Here is a 24,349-nt window from a genome sequence, read left to right on the forward strand (position 1 = left end):
GACCCGATGTTCATCGAAGCGCCAGAACTCGCCTCCTACCCGGATCTCAAACATGGATTTTTCACCCGCATCGGCGGCGTTTCAGAGGGCATCTATGCGTCTCTCAACGGGGGTCTGGGTTCATCCGACGACCCCGCGCATGTGCGCGAGAACCGACGCCGCATGGCTGCCGATCTCGACATCGAGCCGGGAGCCTTGCTGAGCGTGCATCAGGTTCACTCGGCCGACGCGGTCATCGTGTCGGGGCCGTGGGAGGGGGAGCGGCCGAAGGCGGACGGAATGGCGACATCCGCGACCGGCGTCGCCCTCGCCATCACCACCGCCGATTGCGGCCCGGTCCTGTTCGCCGATCCCCACGTCAACGTGATCGGTGCCGCCCATGCGGGCTGGCGGGGTGCGCTGACCGGCGTGCTGGAGGCCACCATCGTGGCCATGGAGAGCCTGGGGGCGAGACGCGACAAGATCGTGGCCGTGCTGGGCCCGACGATCAGCCAGGCGGCCTACGAGGTCGGGCCGGATTTTGTGAGCCGCTTTCTCGACGTGGACGAGGCCCACGCGGCATACTTCATCGCGTCCGAGCGCAAGGACCACGCGATGTTCGACCTGCCCGGCTTCATCGGGATGCGACTGGCGACCGCCGGCATTGGGGAATTCGCCAATCTCGGGCTTTGCACCTACGCGGACGAAGAGCAGTTCTTCAGCTATCGGCGCACGACCCACCGGGGCGAGCCCGACTATGGACGCCTGATCTCCGCCATCACCCTCATCCCCCAGGTGCTCTAGCACACGGAAGATGCAAGGGCCGCAAAATACAAGTTATCATGTTGCATCAAATCGCGCTGCCTAGAAAAGAACACTTTTCTTGGCTTGCTGGTGAACCAACCTGAGCCGTACGCGTTGAGTTGCGTGGCGGTGCCATAAGGGAAGCGGAAGTCTCGTTACCACAATTTCGCCACAGAACGTTCGCTGGCTGTTGTGGAGATGTCACAGACGTGGAGACCCTATCCGTTTATATAGGACCAGTGTGAGCCAGGCAGTGGGAGTTCCCAGGCCCGGATGATGGAATAGGAATAGAATTATGAAGAAACTTCTTCTCGCCAGTGTCGCGATCTTTGGCTTTGCCGGTGCTGCCGCTGCAGCGGACCTGCCCTCGCGTTATGCTCCTCCTCCGATGGTCGCCGCAATCCCGGTGTTCACCTGGACGGGCTTCTACGTCGGTGTGAACGCTGGTTACGGCTGGAACACGAGCAACAATAACAACGCTTTCTACAATGGCGTTGGCTATTATGGCAGCAACAGCAACGACGGCGGCTTCGTCGGCGGCGGTCAGGTCGGCTACAACTACCAGATGGGTCAGTTCGTCCTCGGTCTCGAGACGGACATCCAGTACGCTGACATCGGCGGCGGCAACAACAACTACGCCTTCAACGGCATCTACGGCGGCAACGGCGGCAGCGATGGCTACTTCGGCACCGTGCGCGCACGCGCTGGTTTTGCCATTGACCGCGCTCTCATCTACGTGACCGGCGGTTTCGCTTACGGCGACGTTGGCACCACCGCTTCGAACTTCGGCTACTCGAGCAACAGCAGCACGAACACCGGCTGGGTTCTCGGCGGCGGCGTGGAATACGCCTTCACCAACAACCTGACCGCCAAGATCGAAGGTCTGTACGTCAACCTCGGCAGCAAGAACGATTACGGCTACGCCGGTGTCGCTCCGATCGCCGTCTACGACTACAGCAAGAAGGACAACGAGTTCGGCGTCATCCGCGCCGGCCTGAACTACAAGTTCAGCTCGTACTAAGATCTCGCGATCAACGAAAAGGCCCGGTGGAAACACCGGGCCTTTTTTTGTTGTCGCCTGAAGTCAGATGTCAGGATTTAAAGATCGTCTTGCCGAATTCGGGCACCCGTGCTTCGAAATCCGAGAGCCAGGCCACTAGGCGGGGATGGTCCTGACGCCAGTTGCCACCCATGCGCAGGTCGAGATAGCCCAGCGCGCAGGCCTGAGCGATATGCCCCACATGGATGGTGGCGGTCGGCGTCGACAGGTTGGCCTCCACGTAGGCGAGACCGCGCTGGACCTTGCCCGCATGATGCTCCAGCCATTTCGGGTCGCGCCGGTCTTCGGCGCGCCAGCGCGCCTCGTAGACCTGGATCAGTGTGGCGTCCATGATGCCGTCGGCGAGCGCCTGCTGGCGCAGGGCCGCAAAACGGTCCCATCCCGACGGGAAGATATGGCCCCCGCCCGCGAGATGATCGAGATATTCCACGATCACGCGGGAATCGTAGAGTGTCTCGCCGTTTTCCAGGATCAGCGTCGGGATTTTGCCGAGCGGATTCTGCTGGCGGAGGCTGTCGGCGGGATTGCCGGTATCGGCCTCCACCATCTCGATGCGGTCGAGAAGGTCGAGAAGCGAGGCCGCGATCTTGATTTTGCGGCCGAACGGCGAGGCAGCGGAGGAGCGGAGCGTCAGCATGCGAAACGATGTCCTGCAAAAGCGGAAGAGTGCCGTCTTTCATGCAGGCGGGAGCGCGATGCCGCAACCGAATTCAGGCGGGCGGCCCGAAGGGTTCACAGCGATAGCCCGCATATAGGCCGTGCGCGAGCCTTGCCGCGAGCGCGGGCAGCAGGATCTCGGCTTCAGCCTGCAACCCGAAGGGCGGGTTGAGGACGACGAGGCCGCAACCGTTGAGCCGGGTCTTGTCGCGGGGATCGTCGATCAGCATCTCGAGCCGGAGTCCCGGGCGTGGGCTATCACGGTGAAGGCGGGCGTAAAGGTCATCGACCGGATCGCTGGATTTGATCGGATACCAGGCCGCATAGACCCCGGTCGGCCATTTCTCGAGAGCATCGAGAAGCTGGGTTCCGACTCGCTCCAGTTCGTCCAGTTCCTCGTAAGGCGGATCGATCAGCACGAGCCCCCGCTTCTCACGCGGCGGGATGAGCGACCGCAGCGCCGTCCAGCCATCGAGATGGAGCACCTTGAGGTTGGTCGCCTGGTTGAAGGCGAGACTTAGCGCCTTGTGATCGGTGGGGTGGAGTTCCACGACGACGCCGCGATCCTGACGGCGCAGCATTTCGCGCAGAATGGCCGGCGAACCCGGATAGATGGTCTGGCCGTAGCGGGTCCGGACATCGCCGACGACCGTGCGGTAGGGCGCCAGCAATTCCTCGACCTCGGGCGAAAAGGCCTCGTCGAGTCGGCCGATCCCGGCCTTCCACTCGCCGGTCCGGCCGGGCGCGTCGCCCGACAGGTCGTAGAGGCCGAGACCCGCATGGGTATCGATCACCCGAATCGGCGTGTCCTTGCGCTGAAGGTATAGGATGATCCGGGTCAGCAGCGCGTGCTTCATCACGTCGGCAAAATTGCCCGCGTGGTAGGCGTGGCGATAATTCATCGGGAGACCGGAATCGAGATTTCATTGGCACGACAGGTGTCGCGGTCGACCTCCGGGCATTGCCGGAAATTGCGCAGGTCGCGATCGAGGCAGATCCGGATTTCCTGAAACACGCGGCGGCCGCAAGAAACAGACATCATGTCGGGCCGCAGCCCCGGATTGGCTTCCGCAAAGGCCCGTTCGATCTCCATCGGCATGACGCGCGAGCCGGTGGCGAGCTTGGTCAGGCGATCGGGAATGGTCACCCGTTCGCGGGCGGCTTTGACGGCCGCAAAATAGCCGCTGGGCGACTCGCCCGTGCAGGAGCCATGCTTGCGCCACTCGTACCGGGCGAGATTCTCGTCAGGGAACAGGCCGCTGAACTGCTCGATCACCGCGCGTGGGACGAATCGGCCGGAGGGCTCGCAGAAACTGGGATAACCGGCTTCCGATTGGGGCCACAACCCGTGGGTGACGAAGCCCAGCCCATTGCCGGGGGCGCATTGCGGGTTTTCCTTGGCCGTGCTGCTGGTCTCACAGAAACCGGGCGACCACGACAGGGCGAGCACGTAAAAATCGAAATTCCCAGCCGCTGCGCCCCGGGTCTCCCGCATCGCCTGGCCGAAGGCCGGAACGAGAGCTGAAAGCAGAAGGCCCGCCGCGACGACGAGCCTCGACAGCCTCAAGGGGTCGCCTGCTTGCATTGCGGGGCGTAGGCGTAGTTCCGGTCAAGGCCGGTGACGCACCATTCGGTGCCCCACCCGGTGCCGAGGAAGCCCAGTCCGTCACGGACCGAGAACTCGACCTTGCGCTTGTAGCCGTCGGACACGAGGGCGATGCCGGTGCAGAAGCGGCGCGGCAACTGCTCGAGGCCCCAGGGGCGCCAGGCCGTCTCGCGAATGTTTTCGTACCCGAGAATCGCCAGGGACGAGCCCCAGAACTGGCTTTCCCGACTCTGGAAACGGCTGCTGATATCGCCGAGGACAGAGGGATCGTTGCAAGCCGGAATGGCGGCGTTGAAGGGATGATCCCGCCGTTCCGCAGGCGTGATCTCGCTCGCCAGTACAGGCGCGCCCAGCAACGTGCAGGAGACCAAGGCGGCCAGCCACTTCATTGTCATGCTCCAACGATCGACATCTTCGATTGCGGAACCATGTGGGCGTCGTGCGTGAAGGTCAAGGGTCCAGCACAGCCCTCCCGGGATTAGTAGATGGTCTGATTGCTCAAAGCCAAGGGCTCGTTGCCGGAACGCCTCACCTGTGGCGCTGGCGCATAGGTCTGGGCAGGAAGCGGAGGTGGCGACCGGGCGTCCGGCAGGCGGGCGGGTGGTGCGGGCAGCGGGTTGAGATCGGCCGAGAAGGAAGGCTGCTGGCCGCCGCCCGTCATGCCCCGGCCCGTCGGGATCGCCGTCTGCAACGGCGCTTCGCCAGCCCCCTCCTCGTCGACGTCGATTGGCGCGAGATCCGCCGTCGGGGCGAGCGGTGCCGCAAGGCGGCTCTGCGTGGGATCGATTCGCGGCTCGAATTTCAGCACGGGCCGGCACACCCGCCGGTCGCCGCGCGGGTTGTGGCGGGCGAGATCGAGGTGGAGATGATCGTAGTGAAACTGATCGGAACCCGGGCCGAGAACCGTGGTGAAATACCGGCAAGCGCCGACAAAGGTCTCGCGCAGGAATTCCTGCTCGGCCGGCTCCCCCTTCCAGCCCCTGACCACCGAGACCTCGCGGCCATCGGCAAGCACGAACGCCATGATGTCGATGGCGTTGCCGAACGCATGCTCGGAGACCTTGGCGCCCCGCTGGTTGTTGCGCGGCCGGCACGAATAGGAGCCGGCCTTCACGTCCACGACGGTCACGCCGAAATACAGCATCGCGGCGGGTTTCACGATCTCGTCGAGGAAGGTGTCGATGCGGGGAATGATCGGACAGGCCAAAGTCACCTTCGACTTCAACCCGACCGCCCCATTGTTGAAGGCCGCAACCTTGAAGGGATGATCCATGCCGCAGACGCCGGGGCCGTCGATTTTTGACGACAGGGCCATGTAGGCCGAGGGCTGGACGAGCCGCTGGGCGAGACAGGCTTCCTCGGCCTGGGCGCGCCAAGGCTCGCGCTGTTCGAACCGGAACAACCCGCAGCCTGTAAGCCCAACTCCGACGAGCGATAGGGCAAAAAACGCAACAAACCCACGACGCATCCCGAGACACTAGGCGGCCGGCGGTAAACATCCGGTCAACGAAACAGCCAAAATTGGAGGGGTCCCGAGGCTTGTGGACGAATCTGAATCTATGGACCAACTTGGAAAAAACGCGCTCTCTTCTTTCTCTCGGCCCCAATTGACCGGCCAATCCATGAATACACTTGGCCCGCCCATGTCTTAACTATGTTTTCGCTTAAGACCTCGCCGGCCGAAAACTTTTTTCATGCAAGAACACTGGATATATTTCCTCGTCAAAACAACGAATTAACCCCTTGGAAACCAAACTATCCCCTGCGCGTTGACCGGTTGACTACGACAGAGGGGCTTTGCAGGCGAACGGAGGTTTGCTAGCGTGCCTCTCCATTCAGACAGGGGTGCCCCATGAACGTTGCCTCTCATTTGGACCGAACGTCGAAGCTGAATATCGCAGCCGTCTGCGTGTCGCTGGCTTTTATCTGCGCCATTGTCATCGGAATATTCTGACCGTCCGGCCGCCTTGCACGGCGGCCGCCAGACGCTTTTCAATCACGACACCAGCGCTGCCGGACCCTCCGGCAGCGTTTTTTCATGAATCCGGGCAGGGCTCGGCCGTCAGCGCCCAATTCGTGACGTTGGTGGACATGGCGCATTGGGCCATGCGGGGGCCGTCAGGAGTGCGCAGGCAGACCCGCTCTCCATAGGCGAACATTCGCCCTTGCGCGCGGCAAGAGCAATCGGCGTGCGGCGATCGGGCAGCCTGGACCTTCTGGACAGGCAGCAGATCCGGGCCGGCGAGGACGCCAGCGGGCGCCGAGACACACAGGACGAGACCAACAACGACGCTGCGCATGACGCATCTCCGTCGGCTGTTCAGGGCCCGATGGTCCGCCTCTTGCGGGAGGCAGTCAAGGGCCAATCGGCCAGCGCCCTGCCGCGTCCTCGTCCTTTGCGGCGGCCTCGACCCAGGGACCCAGCGTGCCGTCGACGAGATGCTCGCGCTTCCAGAACGGCGCCCGGGTCTTGAGGTAGTCCATGAGAAAATCAGCCGCCTCGAAGGCCTCCCGGCGATGGCACGAGGCGGTCAGGACCAGCACGATGGGCTCGCCCGGGCGGATCAGGCCGAACCGGTGGATGATTGTCGCGCCCGAAAGGGGCCAGCGGGCAGCCGCTGTTTCCACGATCCGGGCCAGTTCCGCCTCGGCCATGCCGGAGTAATGTTCAAGCTCAAGGGCCGAAAGGCGCCCGCCCTCGTCCCGGCAGAAGCCCGTGAAGGCGACCACAGCCCCGATATCGGGCCTGCCGGCAACCAGCGCGTCTGTTTCACGCGCGCTGTCGAACGGCTCGGCCTGAATGCGAATGGTCGGCCGCATGGGGACTAGCCCCCGGTCATGGGCGGGAAAAAGGCGATCTCCCGGGCGTTCCCCACCGGGGTGTCGGGGCCGACGTGAACATGGTCCATGGCCGCCCGGACAATCCCGTCGTTTTCGAACGCGTAGGCGTATTCCTCGCCCCGTTCCCGCAGCCAGCTCACGAGATCTGCGATGGTGACAACAGCGGCAGGCAGGTCGACCTCTTCGTCCGTCCTGCCGATCCGCTCACGCACCCACGCGAAATAGACGAGGCGCATGAGGACTCACCCTTCATCCATCATGTGCTGGATGCCGGTCTTGAGGTAATCCCAACCGGTATAGATCGTCAGAACGGCCGAGACCCAGAGCAGCACGAGGCCGATCATGATGGTGCCCGGCAGGACGGTCTCGCCGGCAGGACCCGCGATGAGAAAACCCACCGCCACGATCTGGGCCGTGGTCTTCCACTTGGCGACCCGGCTCACCGGAACGCCCACTTTCAGCTCGGCGAGAAATTCGCGCAGGCCCGATACGAGGATTTCACGGCACAGGATGACGATCGCGGCCCACAGCGCCCAGCCATGGATGGTCTTGTCGGCGACGAGCATCAGCAGGCAGGCGGCCACGAGGAGCTTGTCGGCAATGGGATCGAGCATGCGGCCGAGCGCGGATTGCTGCGCGTAGACCCGGGCGAAATACCCGTCGAGATAATCCGTCACGCCGGCGACCGCGAAAACCCCGAGCGCCATCCAGCGCGACCAGTGGTCCTCCGGCCAGAACAGGAGGCCCACGACGGCGGGCACGGCTGCCAGCCTGAAATAGGTCAGGAGGTTGGGAAGGTTGAAGGCCTTCGACCGGCGCATGGGGGATGCGGTTTTCATTGATGGGCAGGAAGCATGCCGAGGGTTGATCCGTCAACCGCGCGCGGCGCTGCCGGATGCAATTGTCGACCCGCCCCGCCGCAACACCGGCCTTCTCACGCCGTCGTGATGGGTGGGCGGCGCCGTCAACTTCGCTCGTTGAAGAAATCGTAGACTGCTCGCGCCGTCGCGGCGTTCACGCCCGGCGCTTTCACGAGATCCTCGAGGCCTGCCCGCTGGATCGCCTTGACCGTGCCGAAATGGTGCAGGAGCGCGCGTTTGCGCGTCGGCCCGATTCCGGCGATCTCGTCCAGCGGATTTTTCACCAGTTCCCGTTTGCGCTTGGCCCGATGGGCTCCGATGGCGAAACGATGCGCCTCGTCGCGCAGGCGCTGGACGAAATAGAGCGCCGGATCGCGGGGCGGCAGCTTGAAGGCCGGTTGCCCGGGCTTGAAGAAGGTTTCCCGACCGGCGTCCCGATCCCGGCCCTTGGCGATGCCGATGAGCGATACATCGTCTTCCGTCACGCCGATTTCCGCGAGCGCCTGACGGGCCGCCTGCAACTGGCCCAATCCGCCATCGATCAGCACGAGATCGGGCCAGGCCGGAAAGCTGTCATCCGCGCCTGCGTCGCGCTCGATCGCCGGCAACTGAGCGTCCCCCTCCCCCGCGGCAGCGACGGCCCGCGGCTCCTCCTTGACCAGCCGGGCAAACCGGCGATGCAGCATTTCGCGCATCATGCCGTAATCGTCGCCGGGCTTGAGGTCCTCGGACTTCATGTTGAAGGTGCGGTAATGCTGCTTCATGAAGCCGTTGGCCCCGGCCACGATCATGGCGCCGACCGCGTTCGTCCCCATGATGTGGGAGTTGTCGTAGACCTCGACCCGTTTCGGTGCCGCCTTCAGAGCGAAGGCCTGGCCCAGTGACACCAGCAGCTTCTGCTGCGAGGCCGTGTCGGCGAGCCTGCGGCCGAGCGCCTCCCGGGCATTGCGCAGCACGTATTCGATGAGCTGACGGCGCTCCCCGCGCTGGGGCGTGTGAATTTCCACGCGAGCGGCCGCCCGGGTCGACAGGGCAGCGCCCATCAATTCCGCATCTTCGATCTCGTGCGACAGCAGCACCACCCGGGGCGCCGGCTTGTCGTCGTAGAACTGCGCCAGGAACGAGGTCAGCACCTCCTCACGGCTGATGGACTTGTCGGCCTTGGGGAAATAGGCGCGGTTGCCCCAGTTCTGCCAGTTGCGGAAGAAGAACACCTCGACGCAGAACTGTCCGGCCTGCTCGTCGATGGCGAACACATCCGCCTCTTCCACCGATTGCGTGTTGACCCCCTGCACGCCCTGAATCGCCGACAGGGCGGCCAGACGGTCGCGGCAGCGGGCCGCGCGTTCGAATTCGAGCGCCTCCGAGGCCTCCTGCATCTCCTCGGTAATGCGGGCCTTTACGGCGTTGGACTTGCCGCTGAGAAATCCCCGCGCCTGCTCGGCGAGCTGGGCGTAGTCCTCAAGCGGAATTTCCTGCGTGCACGGGCCGGAACACCGCTTGATCTGGAAAAGCAGGCACGGCCGGGTGCGGTTGTCATAATAACTGTCGTTGCAGGAGCGCAGCAGGAAGGCGCGCTGCAAGGCGTTGATGGTGCGGTTGACCGCCCAGACGCTGGCGAAGGGGCCATAGTAATCGCCCTTGCGCTTGCGCGCGCCGCGATGCTTGACGAGCTGGGGCGCCTCGTGATCGCCGGTGAGCAGGATATAGGGTAGGGACTTGTCGTCCCGCAGCAGCACATTGTAGCGCGGCCGCAGCTGCTTGATCAGGTTGGCCTCGAGCAGCAGCGCCTCGGTTTCGGTCGCCGTGGTGACGAACTCCATGGCGGAGGTCTCGGCGATCATCCGGGCGATACGGTTGGAATGGCCCTGCCCCCGGGTATAGGAGCCGACCCGCGCCTTCAGGTTGCGGGCCTTGCCCACATAGAGCACGTCGCCCTTGCCATCGAACATGCGATAGACGCCGGGCGCGTTCGGCAGCGTTTTCCAGAAATGCTGGATGATTTCGGTGCCGCGTTTCACCGAGCCAGGATGGGCCGCCAGATCGAACTCGACGTCCGAGCTGCTCTCGAGGGAGACGACCTCCTCGTCATCGTCCTGGTTCAAGATCTCGGGCGGAACATCGTTGGTGGGCTTGCGACTCATGGGGGAGATTTAAGCGTTCGGGAATCCCTGGGGAAGACCCCCGCGCCAACTAGCGGCTCCGCGCCCTTCGGTCTAAGCCGAAGCTTGACCCCGGCTGAGGGATATCCGGCATGCGCCTCTCGATCGTCTCTTCCGCGGTGGTCGCTGCCCTCGTCGGGTTCGGCAGCACCATCGCGATCATCATCGCGGCCGCCCACGCGGTTGGCGCGAGCCCCGACCAGACCACCTCCTGGGTCGCGGCCCTCTGCCTGAGCACGGCGGCCATTAGCCTCATTCTCAGCGTGCGCTACCGCATGCCGATCGTGGCCGCCTGGTCGACGCCCGGCGCCGCCCTGATTGCCGCATCGAGCGGCGTCTCCATGGGGGCGGCGGTGGGGGCCTTCCTGCTGGCAGGCGCGCTCATCGTCATGGCAGCCGCGGTGAAACCCTTCGGGCGGCTCATCGAAGGCATTCCGACAGCGATCGCCGCCGCCATGCTGGCGGGCGTGCTGATCCGCTTCGTCATGGCGGTGTTCGAGAGTGCGCAAGGAGCGCCTTCCCTCGTTCTGCCGCTCGTCGCGGTGTTTCTGGTGGTGCGGCTGTTCAATCCGGCGCTCGCCGTGCTGGCGGTGCTCATCGTCGGACTGGCCATGGCGTTCGGTCAGGGACTGACGCAACCCCTCGGCCAGGAGTTGGCCCTGTCGCGCCTGACCTTCATTCCCCCGGTCTTTGAGCCCGTGGTGCTCCTTGGCCTCGGGTTGCCGCTCTTTCTCGTGACCATGGCGTCCCAGAACCTTCCGGGCTTCGCGGTCCTGCGGGCCTCCGGCTACACCCCGCCGTCGCGGCCCATTCTGGCGGTGACGGGGGCGGCTTCGGTGATCTCGGCCCTGTTCGGTGCCCATACGACCAATCTGGCGGCGATCTCGGCCGCGATCTGCACCGGCCCCGACACCCATCCGGATCCGGCCAAGCGCTGGCCGGTCGGAATCGCCTACGCGGTCTGCTACCTGCTGATCGCCGCGTTCAGCGCCCATCTCATCGCGCTGATTGCAGCACTTCCGGCCGATCTCATCCGCACGGTGGCGGGGCTTGCCCTCATCGGCGCGTTCACCGGGGCGCTGACATCGGCTTTGTCCGACGAGCCCAAGCGGTTTGCCGCCGTGCTGACCCTGGCCGTGACCGCCTCGGGGCTCTCGCTCTTCGGAATCGGCTCGGCCTTCTGGGGATTGGCCACCGGCCTGCTGGTCATGGCCCTCGACGCCGCCGCCCTCGCCTGGCGTTCGCGGGGGTGAACTGGACGCGGCGGCCCCTTAAGCTTAAGACTTCGTTACCAAGATAAAGAAACAACGAGGTCGTGATGGTCGAAACCAAGCTTTTCGGACGTCTCGTCGCCCTGGGGATGATCGCCGGACTGGGAGCCTGCCAGGGAGCCGGAGGCTCGTTCAGCGGATCGCCCGAGGGCATCCCCATTGCGCTTGAGAGCATTGACGGCCCATCGAGCAAGGTGCGCACGGCCCTGATCGGAGAGCTCAACACCGCCGCCACCGACCGCAAGGTGGAACTGGTCGGAGCCACCGCCCAGGCCCGCTACCGCGTCCGCGGCTATCTCTCGGCCGAAAAGGCCGAGGGCGGCACGAAGGTCGCCTATGTGTGGGACGTGTTCGATTCCGAAAACAAGCGGGCCAAGCGCCTCACCGGCACGAGCCCTATTCTGGTGAGCTACACCTCGCTCGCCGCGCTCGACAAGGAGACGCTGGCGCGGCTTGCCAATTCGAGCATGGACGAGATCGCCGAATTCCTGAGCGCCTCGAAGGCGGAAGCGCCGGTTCGCACCGCCACCGTCGCACTCGATGAAGAGCCTGTGGCGGCGGAGTGACGTCGCCGCAACATCACGAGAAAGCTGCCTCACTAAGGGCGCCCGCGTATTGTGACGGTTTCCTATCGCTGCTAAGACCCCTGCGCCTTCCGGCACCAGGGCGACGACGAATCTCGCGCGGTGGGCGCCACATGTCATTTTAGAACCAAAGATGGTTTCATGAAGCTCGTTGCGGGAAATTCGAACCGTCCTCTGGCGGAGGCCATCTCCGCCTATCTCAATATCCCGCTGGCCAAGTGTCAGGTGAAGCGCTTCGCCGACATGGAAGTGTTCGTCGAGATCCAGGAAAATGTCCGCGGCGAGGATGTCTTCATCATCCAGTCGACGTCCTATCCGGCCAACGATCACCTGATGGAGCTTTTGATCATCAGCGATGCGCTGCGCCGCTCCTCGGCCAAGCGCATCACGGCGGTGATTCCCTATTTCGGCTATGCGCGGCAGGATCGGAAGCCGGCCGCCCGCACCCCGATCTCGGCCAAGCTGGTCGCCAACCTCATCACCAATGCGGGCGCCGACCGCGTTCTCACCCTCGATCTCCATGCTGGCCAGATCCAGGGCTTCTTCGACATTCCGACCGACAACCTGTTCAGCGCGCCCGTCATGGTGCGCGACATCAAGGAGCGGCTCGCCGACGGCAACCAGATGGTGGTCTCGCCCGATGTCGGCGGCGTGGTGCGCGCCAGAGCGCTGGCCAAGCGCATCGATGCGCCGCTTGCCATCGTCGACAAGCGCCGCGAGCGGCCGGGCGAATCCGAGGTCATGAACATCATCGGCGACGTCTCCGGCCGATCCTGCATCCTGCTCGATGACATCGTCGATTCGGGCGGAACGCTGGTAAACGCGGCGGAAGCGCTTCTCGCCAACGGCGCGAAGGAAGTCTACGCCTATATCACCCACGGGGTTCTGTCGGGCGGTGCCGTCTCGCGCATCGCCAATTCGCGCCTCAAGGAGCTCGTCATCACCGACTCGATCCTGCCCACCGAGGCCGTTCGGGTGGCGCACAACATCCGCGTGCTGCCGATCGCCCACCTGATGGGCGAAGCCATCGGCCGCACCGCGACGGAAAGCTCGGTCTCGAGCCTGTTCGACTAGGAGGGGCGTCCGGCCCCGGAATGACGACAAAGGCCCGGCCCGACAACTCCGTTCATCCCGGCCACGCGGTTCCGTTCAGGCGACCAATATCAGGCGGCCAAGACCAGGAGGGCGGTGGCGAAGATCGTGCAGCCCATCACCACATTCAGGATCCGCTCGTTTCTCGGCGAGAGCGGCGCCCGGTTGAGCGCCACCCCGACACCGAGCCAGATCAGATCCACCACGATCATCACGACGACGCAGATCGCCCATTTGGCGATGGCGTCGAACTGCGGTGCGGCATGCAGGATGGTGTACGAGCCCATCAGCGACGCGAACGAGAGGTAGCCCTTGGGATTTCCGAGGCCAAGCAACAGGCCGCCCAGGGGCGAAAAGCCGTCATCGCGCGGTTGATCGGCCGGGGCGAACCCGACGGGTGGAGCGCTCGCGACCTTGTAGGCGAGATAGATCAAATAGATCACCGCCAGGACCGTCATCGCCTTCGCCACCAGCGGGGCCGCCAGGATGATGGACACGAGGCCTGCAGCACTCAGCCCGGCCGCAACCGCAAGCCCGACCTGAATCCCCGCGAAGTAGCGCAGGCTGGCGGCAAAGCCGGATTTTCGACCGGTGGCCACCAGGGACACGATGACAGGGCCGGGTGACCCCAGAAGCGCGACGGCCGCGAGAAGGAACAGCGCGAGAGCAGTATAATCCAACGACATGAGAGGGGCCCGCCACAAGAAACACTATTACGAAACCTATAGGCGAAAGCGGGGCCGTGCGGAAGACCCGTGCTCTAGTTTCCTTGCAATCCCGAGCGGCGTTCTCTATAAGCCGCCTCGCGCCCGCTCGACACCCTTGGAGGCACGGGCGCATGACCTGACGGCCGCCGATTGTTCGCAAGGACTCTGGCGGCCTTCGGTTTTTACAACACATTCTCTGAAGGACCACAGCCATGAGCGATATCAAGCAAATCACGGCCGTGGCGCGCGACCGGAGCGGCAAGGGGGCCGCCCGGGCCGTTCGACGCCAAGGCAAAGTACCAGCAGTGATCTACGGGGCCGGCCAGCCGGCAACGGGCATTGCCCTCGATTTCAATGAGACCAAGCGGTTGATCTTCGCCGGTCACTTCCTGACGACGGTCTTCGAGATCGACGTCGACGGAAAGAAGACCCGGGCGATCCCGCGCGATTACCAGCTCGACCCGGTCCGGGATTTCCCCGTTCACGTGGACTTCCTGCGCCTCTCCAAGGGCCAGGCGATCAAGGTCGTCGTTCCGGTCCACGTTGTGGGCCAGGAGAAGAGCCCGGGCGTGAAGCGCGGCGGCACGGTCAATATCGTGGAACACACGATCGAATTGCTGGTGCCGTCCGATTCCATTCCGGATTCCATCGAAGCCTCGGTGGCCGAACTCGATATCGGCTCGTCGATCCATATCGAAGACATCAAGCTGCCGAACGGCGCCAAGGCGACCGCCACGGAAAACCTGACCCTCGTCACCATCGTGGCCCCGTCGGCCATGGAGGAAGAAGAGGCGGCTCCGGCTGAGGCCGCGGCTGCTGCTCCGGCGGCGAAGGCCTGATCGGTTCATCTCAAGGGGCGCACAGCGCCCCCCGAATGGCTTCGACGCTCCGACCGCAAGGCCGGGGCGTTTCTTATGAGTGTGCCCCGCGATGCGCCTTTTCGTCGGCCTCGGCAATCCCGGCCCCCGCTACGCCAAGAACCGGCACAATATCGGTTTCATGGCAGTGGACGCGATCGCGCGCGCGCACCGCGCTTCGCCGTGGCGGCGGCGCTTTCAGGCCGAGACCGCGGACGCGACCATCGCCGGCGAGAAGGTCATCATCCTGCGGCCGCAGACCTTCATGAACGAGTCCGGTAGGGCCGTCGCCGACGCCATGCGCTTTTTCAAGATCCCGCTTGGCGACGTCAGCGTGTTCTATGACGAGCTCGACCTGCCGCCCGCCAAGGTCCGGGTGAAGGTCGGCGGCGGCAATGCGGGCCATAACGGCCTGCGCTCGATTACCGCCCATTGCGGCAACGATTACCGCCGCGTCCGGCTCGGCATCGGCCATCCCGGCCACAAGCCGCTCGTCCAGAATTACGTGCTGGGCGATTTCGGCAAGGCCGAGGAGAAGTGGGTGGAGGATCTCTGCCGCACGCTCGCAAGCCATGCCGACCTCCTCGCCCGCGGCGAGGATTCAAGCTTCCAGAACAAGGTCCACCTCGCCATGGAGGCGAGCGGCTGGACGGATGTCAAACGGCCTGGCGAAAAGGCCGACAGCAACAAGGAGTGAGGCCATGGGCTTCAAGATGGGCATCGTCGGTCTGCCGAATGTCGGCAAATCCACCCTTTTCAACGCACTGACGCAGACAGCGGCGGCGCAGGCGGCCAATTATCCCTTCTGCACGATCGAGCCCAATGTGGGCGACGTGGCCGTGCCGGACGAACGCCTTGAAAAGCTCGCTGTCATCGCAGGCTCAGGCCAGATCATCCCCACCCGCCTCACCTTCGTGGATATCGCCGGCCTCGTGCGCGGCGCGTCCAAGGGCGAAGGGCTCGGCAACCAGTTCCTGGCCAATATCCGCGAAGTGGATGCGGTCGCCCACGTGGTGCGGTGTTTTGAGGACACCGACATTACCCACGTGGAAGGCAAGATCGACCCGCTGGCCGATATCGAGATCATCGAGACCGAGTTGATGCTGGCCGACCTCGACAGCCTCGAGAAGCGCGTGCAGGCGCTGGAAAAGAAGGCCAAGGGCAACGACAAGGAAGCCAAGGAGGCGCTCGACCTGGTCAACCGCTCCCTGACGCTGCTCCGAGAGGGCGTTCCGGCGCGCGCGGTGGAGCGCAAGCCCGAGGAAGAGCGCGTCTTCCAGATGCTCGGCCTGTTGACGTCCAAGCCGGTTCTCTACGTCTGCAACGTGGAAGAGGCCTCGGCCGATCACGGCAATGCCTTCTCCGAGAAGGTGATGGAGCGCGCCAGACAGGAAGGCGCCAAGGCCGTGGTGGTGTCGGCCAAGATCGAAAGCGAGATCGCCGTTCTGGCGGCCGACGAGCAGAAAGACTACCTCGACGCTATCGGCCTGGCGGAACCCGGGCTCAACCGGGTCATCCGGGCGGGCTACGAGTTGCTGGGCCTGATCACCTACTTCACCGTCGGCCCCAAGGAGGCCCGCGCCTGGACGATCACCCGGGGCACCAAGGCGCCGGCGGCCGCTGGCGTGATCCACACGGATTTCGAAAAAGGCTTCATCCGCGCCGAGACCATCGCGTATCCGGACTACATCGCGCTCAAGGGCGAGACCGGTGCCCGAGATGCCGGCAAGTTCAGGCTGGAGGGCAAGGAATATCCCGTCAATGACGGTGACGTGCTGCATTTCCGGTTCGCCAACTAACGGTTTCGTGAACGACGACACCGACCCTTCCCCTCCCCGGCGCGTTGAACCGCCGGGAGGGTTTGCGTCATGCAGAATTCATTGGAAAACATCGTCTATTCCGTCGGCGAGGGGCTCGTGTCGCCCGGAATCGGGAGCGCCGAGCTGGCCGTCGGCCTCATCGTCGGTCTTGGCTTCGCCTTCACGGTCCTCCGCTCCGCTGTCCTGGGAAGCCAGCAATTGCTGTCGCACCACCATCACGCCGACCACCGCCTGCCGGAGCGGCGCGCCTGAGCCATTGTCGCTTTCGGTCATGTGTTCGAAACGCGTCTATGGAGCCTGACGGCCGTTCGATTTTGCCAGAACCGGGCCAAATCGGCCCATAGGGCGGTGTCATCGGCAACCAGTCGTCGTGTTCCAGAGCTCGCTGACGGCAAATCCTGCAAAAAAGATGTTGCGGCAAGCGTAAGCCTTGGCGCACAAGGCGAGGCGTCATTTCCGCTTTCGCGAGCGGCAACCCATCCCGCCTGCTGGATACATCGATGACCCGCTACGCCTTCGAAGACTTTACGCCGGGCCTCACCCTGACCATGGGGCCCGTTTCGGTCTCCAAGGACGAGATCATCGCTTTCGCGACGGAATTCGATCCCCAACCTTTCCACATCGACGAGATTGCCGCCAAGGACACCTTCGTCGGCACGCTCATCGCATCTGGATGGCATACCTGCGCGTTGAACATGCGGCTGTTCGCCGACAACGTACTTCTGGATTCTACCGGCATGGGCGCGCCAGGGATCGAGGGCCTGCAATGGCTCCGCCCGGTCAAGCCGGGCGACACCTTGCGGTCCCGCATGCGGGTGACCGACCAGCGCCCGTCCAAGAGCCGCCCGACCATCGGCCTCGTCCAGTTCCACTTCGAGATGGTCAACCAGCGCGACGAACCGGTGCTGACGCAAAGCAACTGGGTGATGTTCGCTCGCCGGGATGCGCCAGCGGTCGAAGGCGCGCCGGCGAAAGACCGGATCGCCAACACCGAGCCCCCGATCCCGGAGATCAAGGCGTCCCTGTCGACCAATCCTTATCTCGACGATCTCGTGGTCGGCGAGACGATGGAACTGGGGTCCTTCACCTTTTCGCCCGACGACATCATCCGGTTCGCCCGCCAGTTCGATCCGCAGCTGTTTCATCTCGATGCGGAGGCTGCGCGGCACAGTCTCTTCGGCGGGCTCTGCGCCTCCGGCTGGCACACGGCAGGCGTGTGGATGAAGTTGATGGCGGCCCATCGCGACCGCGTCCGAAAGGATGCGATCGCCCGCGGTTTGCGAATTGCCCGTCTCGGGCCGTCACCGGGCTTCACCAACCTGAAATGGCACAAGCCCGTTTATGCAGGCGACACGATCAGCTACCGGACGACCCTGACCGGCAAGCGGAACTCCGCGTCGCGGCCGGGTTGGGGCATTGCCTCGCACCACAATGAGGGCACCAACCAGTACGGCGAGCCGGTGCTGGCCTTCGACGGGGCTGTCTTCTGGGAGCGTCGCCCGACCGATTAATGGCCCTCGAAGCTCACCAGGCTTCGGACCTCGACCCCAAGCTCCCGAAGCTTCGCCGCTCCGCCAAGATCCGGCAGGTCGACGATGAAGCACGCGGCGACGATTTCAGCCCCCATCTGTCGCAGGAGCTGGGTGGCCGCGATGGCGGTGCCTCCGGTGGCGATCAGGTCGTCAACCAGAATGATCCGCTCATCCTGGCCGAAGGCGTCGGAATGGATTTCCATCTCGTCGACGCCGTACTCCAGCGAATAGGCGATCCGCACGGTCTCGTGCGGTAGCTTGCCCTTCTTGCGGATGGGCACGAACCCCGCCGAGAGCTGATGGGCGATCGCTCCGCCGATGATGAAGCCGCGCGCCTCGATCCCCGCCACCTTGTCGATCCGCCCACCCGCATAGGGCTGGACGAGCTCGTCGACCGAGCGGCGAAAGGCGCGGGCGTCACCCAGAAGCGTGGTGATATCGCGGAAGACAATCCCGGGCTTGGGATAATCCGGGATGGAACGGATCGCGGCTTTGAGATCGGTGAGAAGGCGCTTGTCCATGGTCGACCCTGGGATTTGAAACGGGAGAGCAATTGTCGGCGGCAAGCGGTGTTTAGACTGCCAGCACGCGCCCGGCTACGGCGTCGAGCTTTTGCAGGAGCGCCGGATCACGCGCCGAGACCGCCGTCATGATGGCGCCGTCGAGCGCGCGGTCGGAGCCGGCCGGGCATGGCTCGTGATCGGCCGGGAAGTCGCGCGCGATGCGGGCGATCAGCCTTGCGACCGTTGCCGCGTTCTGCCGTGCCATCTGGACCACAGCCGACACATCCACGTCGTCATGCTCGGGATGCCAGCAATCGAAATCCGTCACCATGGCGATGGTCGCATAGGTGATCTCGGCTTCCCGCGCGAGCTTGGCCTCCGGCATCGCCGTCATGCCGACCACGTCGTAGCCCAGCCCCTTGTAGGTGAGCGATTCCGCATAGGTGGAGAATTGCGGGCCCTCGATGCACACATAGGTGCCGCCGAGGGCGACCGGGACCCCCTCTTCCTTGGCAGCGGCCGCGATCCGGCGCTGGAGCAGCGGACCGACCGGGTGGGCCATCGGCACATGGGCGACACAGCCCCTGCCGAAGAAGGACGACTCACGGCGATGGGTGCGGTCGACGAACTGGTCGACCAGGACGAAAGAGCCGGGATAATGCTCCGACTTGAATGAGCCGCAGGCCGAGACCGAGATCAGGTCGGTCACGCCCGCCCGCTTCATCGCGTCGATATTGGCCCGGTAATTGATGTCCGAGGGAGACAGGGCATGGCCCCGTCCGTGCCGGGGGAGAAACACCACCGGGAGGTTGCCGATGCGGCCGCTCCGGAGCACGTCGGACGGCGTGCCCCACGGCGTGCCCCACGGCGAGACAATGGCCTCCTCGCGCAGGTCGTCGAGCCCGGGCAGATCGTAGACGCCCGATCCGCCGATGATTCCGAGTACCGCCTTGGTCATCCGTCCGCTCCCGATCTGTCTCGCAAGCTTGCGCACCGCAGGCCGTGCGGGCGATCAGCCGCCATCATAAGCCTGCCTGCTGCCACTAGGCCACGCGCCGCCAACGGAAAAGGCCCCGAAACCGGGGCCCTTTCGTCACTCTGATAGTCTGAAGGCTCAGCTCTGCGAGGCCACGTCGCTGTGGCCGACCCGTGCCCAGATCTTCTTCTTGGTGAAGTAGAGCAGGCCGGAGAGCAGGATGAGGAAGAGGATGACCTGCAGGCCGAGGCGCTTGCGCGCTTCCAGATGCGGCTCCGCGGTCCACATCAGGAACGCCGTCACGTCGCGGGCATACTGATCGACCGTCTCCGGAACCTGGGGCTTGCCGTCCTCAAGCTTCGGGTATTCGACCTGACCGTCGCTCAAGGGCTTCGGCATTGCGATGATGTGGCCCGGGAAATACTCGTTGTAATGGCCGCCCGGCGGGACGGTGAAACCGGCCGGCGGGTCCTTGTAGCCATGAAGAATCGCCGACACGTAATCCGGCCCGGTTTCGGCGAATTGCGTGAACATGTCGATCACGAACCACGGGAAGCCGCGCTCGTAGGTGCGGGCCTTGGCCATCAGCGAGAGATCCGGCGGGGCCTTTCCGCCATTGGCAGCCGCTGCCGCATTCTCGTTGGCGAACGGGCTCGGGAAACGGTCGGCGGCGCGGCCCGGGCGATCGAACATGTCGCCGGCGTCGTTGGGGCCGTCCCTGACCGTATATTCCGCCGCCAATGCGCGGACCTGGGCTGCCGAGAATTCAGGGCCGCCCGGCTCCTCGAGGTTGCGGAACGCGATGTAGCTCAGGCCGTGGCAGGACGCGCAGACCTCGCGATAGACCTTGAAGCCGCGCTGCAGCTGCGCCCGGTCGAAGGTGCCGAAGGGTCCGTGGAAGCTCCACTTGAGCTGCGGCGGAATCGGTGCCTCGGCGGCCGAAGCGGCGGAGGCCGACAGGCCGAGAACGGCCGCGGCGATGAGAAGAGTACGCTTCATCATGATAGTATTCCCCGGCGCTCTCATCAGCCTTTGATCTGCGGCTCGGCATTGGCGCCGGCTGGCATTCCCGACCCACCCTTCTTAGCCCCCAGAACCGATTCGAGAATCGAATTCGGAAGCGGCAGCGGCCGTTCGATAAAGCCGAGCAGAGGCAGAATGACCAGGAAGTGGATGAAGTAGTAGGCCGTGGCGATCTGCGACACGATCACGTACCAGCCCTCGGGCGGTTTGGCGCCGAGCCAGCCCAACAGGATCGCATCGGCGACGAGGATCCAGAAGAACTGCTTGTAGAGAGGCCGGTAGGCTGTCGAGCGGACCCGCGAGGTGTCGAGCCACGGCACGAAGGCCAGCACCGCGATCGACGCGAACATCGCGATGACGCCGCCGAGCTTGTCCGGGATCGCCCGCAGGATCGCGTAGAATGGCAGGAAGTACCATTCCGGCACGATATGCGACGGGGTGACCGAGGGATTGGCCGGCACGTAATTGTCCGCATGGCCCATGAAGTTGGGGATGTAGAACACGAAATACGCGAAGAAGATCAGGAACACGACGGTGGCGAAGATGTCCTTGATGGTGGCGTAAGGCGTGAACGGGATCGCGTCCTTGCCGGACTTGATCGGCACGCCGGTCGGGTTGTTCTGGCCGGGAACGTGCAGCGCCCAGACGTGCAGGATGACCACGCCGAAGATCATGAACGGCAGCAGGTAGTGGATCGAGAAGAAGCGGTTCAGCGTCGGGTTGCCGACCGAATAGCCGCCCCAAAGCAGGCTCTGGATGGTGTCGCCGATGACCGGGATCGCCGCCAGGATATTGGTGATGACGGTGGCGCCCCAATAGCTCATCTGCCCCCAGGGAAGCACATAGCCCATGAAGGCGGTGGCCATCATCAGGCCGTAGATCACCACGCCGAGGATCCACAACACCTCGCGGGGCGCCTTGTAGGAGCCGTAATAGAGACCGCGGAAGATGTGGATGTAGACGGCCACGAAGAACATCGAGGCGCCGTTGGCATGCAGGTAGCGCAGAAGCCACCCGTAATGCACGTCACGCATGATGTGTTCAACCGACTGGAACGCCAGCGCGGCGTTGGGCGCATAGAACATCGCCAGGAACACGCCGGTCACGATCTGCGAGATCAGCATGAAGACGAGGATCGCCCCGAAGGTCCAGAAGTAGTTCAGATTCCGCGGGACCGGGAAGGCGATGAACGACGAATGGACGAGGCCTGCGATGGGCAGACGGCTTTCAAACCATTTGCCGAGGGCGCTCTTGGGAATGTAGGTGCTGGGATGCTGGCTCATGAATTTCGCCTGATCGAATGGACCGTCGCGGAAAGTTACGCCGTGACCTCTTGGCCGATGACGATCTTCGTATCGGTGGTGAAAGCGTAGGGCGGAACGGGCAGGTTGGTCGGAGCCGGACCGCCGCGCACGCGCCCCGACGTATCGAAGATCGAGCCGTGGCACGGGCAGAACCAGCCTTCGTACTCGCCCTGGTGACCCAGCGGCACGCACCCGAGATGGGTGCAGTTGCCGTAGACGATGAGCCACTTGGCGTGGCCGGGCTTTACGCGGGCCGAGTCAGCCTGCGGGTCGCGCAGCGTGGCGATGTTCACGTCCTCGGCAGCCTTGATTTCGGCCGGCGTGCGGTTGCGGATGAAGATCAGCTTGCCGCGCCAGAAGACCTTGACGATCTGCCCGTCGGCGATCGGCGTCAGGTCGACTTCGACCGGCGCACCGGCCGCGACCGTTGCGGCATCGGGAGTGAGGGACTGAACGAAAGGCCAGACGAGGGTCGCCGCGCCGACGGCAGCGACAGCGCCCGTGGCGATGTAGAGGAAATCGCGCCGGGTCGGCTCAACGAGGGTAGTGGTGGTGTCGGCCACTTGGCTCTCCAGCATAACGTCAACAAACGAGAACCGCGCGTTCGGTGATGTCTTGCAAGTCAAAACACCCGGCACTCTGCTTCGTTTGCAACAAGCATACGCGCCAACGCGCGCGCAATGCGACTGGGCGTCGCCACGCGCAGGCTCTTTGACATGGCGAAGCTCGCCTGTCCATAGGTGGATTGGACTTGTTCCAGATCACTTTCGCTACCCGGTGGCGTCCGCGTCGGCCCCGAGAAAGCCCCCCGATTGGCGCCGCCAGAATCGGGCGTAGAGGCCCCCGCGACGCAGAAGTTCCGCATGGGTCCCCTCCTCCACAATCCGTCCCCGATCGATGACGATCAGCCGGTCAAGGGCCGCGATGGTGGAGAGGCGATGGGCGATGGCCAGCACGGTCTTGCCTTCCATCAAGGTGGACAACGCCTCCTGAATGGCGGCCTCAACCTCCGAATCGAGGGCCGAAGTCGCCTCGTCCAGCACCAGGATCGGGGCATCCTTCAGGATCACGCGGGCAATGGCGATGCGCTGGCGCTGGCCGCCCGAGAGCTTCACCCCGCGCTCGCCCACATGGGCGTCGTAACCGCGCCGCCCGCGATTGTCCTCGAGCTCGAGAATGAACTCGTGCGCATGGGCCATTTTGGCCGCCTGGATGATCTCGCTGTCTCTCGCCTGGGGACGCCCATAGGCGATATTGTCGCGGATGGACCGGTGCAGAAGCGAGGTGTCCTGCGTCACCATGGCAATGGCAGAACGCAGGCTATCCTGGCTGACCCCGGCAATATCCTGCCCGTCGATGAGGATCCGGCCGCGCTCGACCTCGTGCAGGCGCAGCAGGAGCGACGTGATGGTCGTCTTGCCGGCGCCGCTGGTGCCCACGAGGCCAACCTTTTCGCCGGCCCGGATGGTGAGATCGAGATCCTCGATGATTCCCTCGTCGCGACCGTAGTGGAACGACACCTTGTCGAATCGGACCTCTCCGTGCGGCACCAATAACTCGGCGGCCGCCGGGGCGTCGACGATGCCGTGCGGCCGGGCGATGGTCTGCATGCTCTCCTGCACCACGCCCACATTCTCGAACAGGCCGCGGACCGACTGCATGACCCAGCCGGACATGGCGAGGATCCGCATGACCAGCGAGAGGCCGGTCGCGGCCTCCCCGCTCGTCATCAGGCCACGCATCCACAGCATGATCGCAAGACCCCCGGTCGCCACGAGGAGCAGGCTGTTCATCACCGTCAGCACCACGCCGACGCCGGTGATCAGCCGGAACGAGTTGAGGAAGGCCTGGGTATGGGCCGCGATGGCGTTGCGCACCGCCGACCGCTCCTCGGCACCCCGGGCAAAGAGCTTCACGGTCAGGATATTGGTGTAGCTGTCCACCACCCGGCCGACGAGGGCCGAGCGGGTATCGGCGACGCGCAGGGAGCGCACCTGTGCCCGCGGCACGAAATAGCGCAGCAGCGCGATATAGGCGACGATCCACAGGCCCATCGGCAGGGCAAGCCACGGGCTCACGCTGGAGAACAGGCCGAGGGCCGTGAACGCGAAGATCGCCACGTAAAGCAGCGTGTCGAGCAGGGTCACGGCGATTTCGCGGATCGCGGGCCCGCCCTGGGTGATGCGGTTCGCGAGCCTTCCGGCGAAATCCGCCTGGAAGTACCCCAGCGCGTGACCCAGCGTATAAAGGTGCGTGCGCCAGCGAATCATGTTGGTGGTCTGCGGCACCAGGATCTGGTTGGTGATCACCTCGTGGCAGAAATGCAGGACCGGCCGGACGAACAGGATCGCGCTTCCGATCACGAGAAGCGCCGTGCCGTGATCGGCCCACAGGGTCGCGGGCGTCGATGTCGCCAGGATATCGACTACCCAGCCCAGAATGACATAGAGCGACGCCTCGAACAGTCCGACGATCAGCGAGGCGACGAACAGCACCACGAGCCAGCCACGGACAGGCTTGAGATAGTGCCACGCAAAGGCGCTGACGCGCGACGGAGGCGTCTCCTCCTCGTTGAACGGCGCGAAGGGATCGATCTGTTTTTCAAGCCACTCAAACATTCCCGCCCCGATCGCCCGCAGCCGCGCCGGCCTCTGTAACATCTCCGCCGTTCAACCGTTCACTTGACGGAAGGGTCCGGAAGCGTCGATGAC

The 24,349-nt window shown here is 64.4% G+C and carries 26 protein-coding genes and 1 pseudogene; 10 read left to right on the forward strand and 17 right to left on the reverse strand.

The annotated features are described in order from the left end of the window. Positions 1 to 6: 6 nt before the first annotated feature. Both pgeF and J4G32_RS05455 read left to right on the forward strand, forming a co-directional pair. Positions 7 to 783, forward strand: coding sequence for a peptidoglycan editing factor PgeF (pgeF, locus tag J4G32_RS05450; RefSeq protein ID WP_210485091.1), 777 nt, complete (start codon positions 7 to 9; stop codon positions 781 to 783). 295 nt (positions 784 to 1,078) lie between these two features. Beyond that, positions 1,079 to 1,804 (forward strand): outer membrane protein, encoded by a 726-nt coding sequence (locus J4G32_RS05455; RefSeq protein ID WP_210485092.1) that lies wholly within the window; start codon positions 1,079 to 1,081, stop codon positions 1,802 to 1,804. A 70-nt stretch (positions 1,805 to 1,874) separates the two neighbouring features. Here J4G32_RS05455 and J4G32_RS05460 read toward each other — a convergent pair whose 3' ends face one another. The 10 genes from J4G32_RS05460 to uvrC form a co-directional block, all read right to left on the reverse strand. Then, the gene (locus J4G32_RS05460) at positions 1,875 to 2,480 is read right to left on the reverse strand and encodes a glutathione S-transferase family protein (protein WP_210485093.1); all 606 of its coding nucleotides are present in this window, start codon (positions 2,478 to 2,480) and stop codon (positions 1,875 to 1,877) included. 73 nt (positions 2,481 to 2,553) lie between these two features. Further along, on the reverse strand, positions 2,554 to 3,402 hold the full coding sequence (locus tag J4G32_RS05465) for a 23S rRNA (adenine(2030)-N(6))-methyltransferase RlmJ (RefSeq protein ID WP_210485094.1): 849 nt from the start codon (positions 3,400 to 3,402) through the stop codon (positions 2,554 to 2,556). Continuing rightward, a complete protein-coding gene (locus J4G32_RS05470; RefSeq protein ID WP_246504771.1) occupies positions 3,399 to 4,067 on the reverse strand; it encodes a ribonuclease T2 family protein in 669 nt (222 codons plus the stop codon). The genes J4G32_RS05465 and J4G32_RS05470 overlap by 4 nt, the downstream gene beginning before the upstream one ends. After that, positions 4,064 to 4,495: a hypothetical protein gene (locus J4G32_RS05475; protein ID WP_210485096.1), complete on the reverse strand. Its 432-nt coding sequence runs from the start codon at positions 4,493 to 4,495 to the stop codon at positions 4,064 to 4,066. Before J4G32_RS05475 ends, J4G32_RS05470 begins: the two co-directional genes overlap by 4 nt. Before the next feature lie 89 nt (positions 4,496 to 4,584). After that, positions 4,585 to 5,574, reverse strand: coding sequence for an extensin-like domain-containing protein (locus J4G32_RS05480; RefSeq protein ID WP_210485097.1), 990 nt, complete (start codon positions 5,572 to 5,574; stop codon positions 4,585 to 4,587). Between the two features lie 568 nt (positions 5,575 to 6,142). Then, the gene (locus J4G32_RS05485) at positions 6,143 to 6,406 is read right to left on the reverse strand and encodes a hypothetical protein (RefSeq protein ID WP_210485098.1); all 264 of its coding nucleotides are present in this window, start codon (positions 6,404 to 6,406) and stop codon (positions 6,143 to 6,145) included. Positions 6,407 to 6,461: 55 nt separating this feature from the next. Further along, positions 6,462 to 6,926, reverse strand: coding sequence for a molybdenum cofactor biosynthesis protein MoaE (locus tag J4G32_RS05490; RefSeq protein ID WP_210485099.1), 465 nt, complete (start codon positions 6,924 to 6,926; stop codon positions 6,462 to 6,464). Positions 6,927 to 6,931: 5 nt separating this feature from the next. Further along, positions 6,932 to 7,183, reverse strand: coding sequence for a molybdopterin converting factor subunit 1 (moaD, locus tag J4G32_RS05495; RefSeq protein ID WP_210485100.1), 252 nt, complete (start codon positions 7,181 to 7,183; stop codon positions 6,932 to 6,934). Positions 7,184 to 7,189: 6 nt separating this feature from the next. Further along, positions 7,190 to 7,786 carry a CDP-diacylglycerol--glycerol-3-phosphate 3-phosphatidyltransferase gene (pgsA, locus tag J4G32_RS05500; RefSeq protein WP_210485101.1) on the reverse strand — a complete coding sequence of 199 codons (597 nt, stop codon included), beginning with the start codon at positions 7,784 to 7,786 and terminating at the stop codon, positions 7,190 to 7,192. 125 nt (positions 7,787 to 7,911) lie between these two features. Continuing rightward, on the reverse strand, positions 7,912 to 9,951 hold the full coding sequence (uvrC, locus tag J4G32_RS05505) for an excinuclease ABC subunit UvrC (RefSeq protein ID WP_210485102.1): 2,040 nt from the start codon (positions 9,949 to 9,951) through the stop codon (positions 7,912 to 7,914). Positions 9,952 to 10,061: 110 nt separating this feature from the next. On the opposite strand from uvrC, the gene J4G32_RS05510 reads away from it, so the two are divergent. The 3 genes from J4G32_RS05510 (at position 10,062) to J4G32_RS05520 (ending at position 12,898) form a co-directional block, all read left to right on the forward strand. Continuing rightward, positions 10,062 to 11,222, forward strand: a complete 1,161-nt coding sequence (locus J4G32_RS05510; RefSeq protein ID WP_210485103.1) for a benzoate/H(+) symporter BenE family transporter — start codon at positions 10,062 to 10,064, stop codon at positions 11,220 to 11,222. 65 nt (positions 11,223 to 11,287) lie between these two features. After that, positions 11,288 to 11,806 carry a hypothetical protein gene (locus J4G32_RS05515; RefSeq protein ID WP_210485104.1) on the forward strand — a complete coding sequence of 173 codons (519 nt, stop codon included), beginning with the start codon at positions 11,288 to 11,290 and terminating at the stop codon, positions 11,804 to 11,806. Between the two features lie 159 nt (positions 11,807 to 11,965). Further along, complete coding sequence (locus J4G32_RS05520; protein ID WP_210485105.1) at positions 11,966 to 12,898, forward strand: ribose-phosphate pyrophosphokinase; 933 nt, start codon at positions 11,966 to 11,968, stop codon at positions 12,896 to 12,898. Between the two features lie 89 nt (positions 12,899 to 12,987). On the opposite strand, the gene J4G32_RS05525 is transcribed toward J4G32_RS05520, so the two are convergent. Then, positions 12,988 to 13,602 (reverse strand): LysE family translocator, encoded by a 615-nt coding sequence (locus J4G32_RS05525; RefSeq protein WP_210485106.1) that lies wholly within the window; start codon positions 13,600 to 13,602, stop codon positions 12,988 to 12,990. Between the two features lie 233 nt (positions 13,603 to 13,835). Between J4G32_RS05525 and J4G32_RS05530 the strand changes: the two are divergent. From J4G32_RS05530 to J4G32_RS05550, 5 genes and pseudogenes are all read left to right on the forward strand, one after another. After that, positions 13,836 to 14,530: pseudogene (locus tag J4G32_RS05530) on the forward strand (50S ribosomal protein L25/general stress protein Ctc); the annotation flags it as partial. Positions 14,531 to 14,553: 23 nt separating this feature from the next. Beyond that, the gene (gene pth / locus J4G32_RS05535; RefSeq protein ID WP_210485108.1) at positions 14,554 to 15,177 is read left to right on the forward strand and encodes an aminoacyl-tRNA hydrolase; all 624 of its coding nucleotides are present in this window, start codon (positions 14,554 to 14,556) and stop codon (positions 15,175 to 15,177) included. 4 nt (positions 15,178 to 15,181) lie between these two features. Next, positions 15,182 to 16,279: a redox-regulated ATPase YchF gene (gene ychF, locus J4G32_RS05540; protein WP_210485109.1), complete on the forward strand. Its 1,098-nt coding sequence runs from the start codon at positions 15,182 to 15,184 to the stop codon at positions 16,277 to 16,279. Between the two features lie 69 nt (positions 16,280 to 16,348). Then, positions 16,349 to 16,552, forward strand: a complete 204-nt coding sequence (locus J4G32_RS05545; protein ID WP_210485110.1) for a hypothetical protein — start codon at positions 16,349 to 16,351, stop codon at positions 16,550 to 16,552. Between the two features lie 248 nt (positions 16,553 to 16,800). After that, positions 16,801 to 17,811 (forward strand): MaoC family dehydratase, encoded by a 1,011-nt coding sequence (locus tag J4G32_RS05550; RefSeq protein ID WP_210485111.1) that lies wholly within the window; start codon positions 16,801 to 16,803, stop codon positions 17,809 to 17,811. Here the strand turns inward: J4G32_RS05550 and J4G32_RS05555 are convergent. The 6 genes from J4G32_RS05555 to J4G32_RS05580 form a co-directional block, all read right to left on the reverse strand. Further along, positions 17,808 to 18,353, reverse strand: coding sequence for an adenine phosphoribosyltransferase (locus J4G32_RS05555; RefSeq protein WP_210485112.1), 546 nt, complete (start codon positions 18,351 to 18,353; stop codon positions 17,808 to 17,810). The two genes, J4G32_RS05550 and J4G32_RS05555, sit on opposite strands and share 4 nt — an antisense overlap. 52 nt (positions 18,354 to 18,405) lie before the next feature. Further along, complete coding sequence (locus J4G32_RS05560) at positions 18,406 to 19,293, reverse strand: S-methyl-5'-thioadenosine phosphorylase (RefSeq protein ID WP_210485113.1); 888 nt, start codon at positions 19,291 to 19,293, stop codon at positions 18,406 to 18,408. A gap of 156 nt (positions 19,294 to 19,449) precedes the next feature. Beyond that, entirely contained in the window at positions 19,450 to 20,313 is an 864-nt protein-coding gene (locus J4G32_RS05565) for a cytochrome c1 (RefSeq protein WP_210485114.1), read from the reverse strand. 23 nt (positions 20,314 to 20,336) lie between these two features. Further along, positions 20,337 to 21,617 carry a cytochrome b gene (locus tag J4G32_RS05570; protein ID WP_210485115.1) on the reverse strand — a complete coding sequence of 427 codons (1,281 nt, stop codon included), beginning with the start codon at positions 21,615 to 21,617 and terminating at the stop codon, positions 20,337 to 20,339. 35 nt (positions 21,618 to 21,652) lie between these two features. Then, complete coding sequence (petA, locus tag J4G32_RS05575; RefSeq protein ID WP_210485116.1) at positions 21,653 to 22,216, reverse strand: ubiquinol-cytochrome c reductase iron-sulfur subunit; 564 nt, start codon at positions 22,214 to 22,216, stop codon at positions 21,653 to 21,655. 192 nt (positions 22,217 to 22,408) lie between these two features. Then, on the reverse strand, positions 22,409 to 24,256 hold the full coding sequence (locus J4G32_RS05580) for an ABC transporter ATP-binding protein (RefSeq protein ID WP_210485117.1): 1,848 nt from the start codon (positions 24,254 to 24,256) through the stop codon (positions 22,409 to 22,411). Positions 24,257 to 24,349 lie beyond the last annotated feature (93 nt).

Source organism: Microvirga antarctica, assembly GCF_017921815.1.
Taxonomy (GTDB): Bacteria; Pseudomonadota; Alphaproteobacteria; order Rhizobiales; family Beijerinckiaceae; genus Microvirga; species Microvirga antarctica.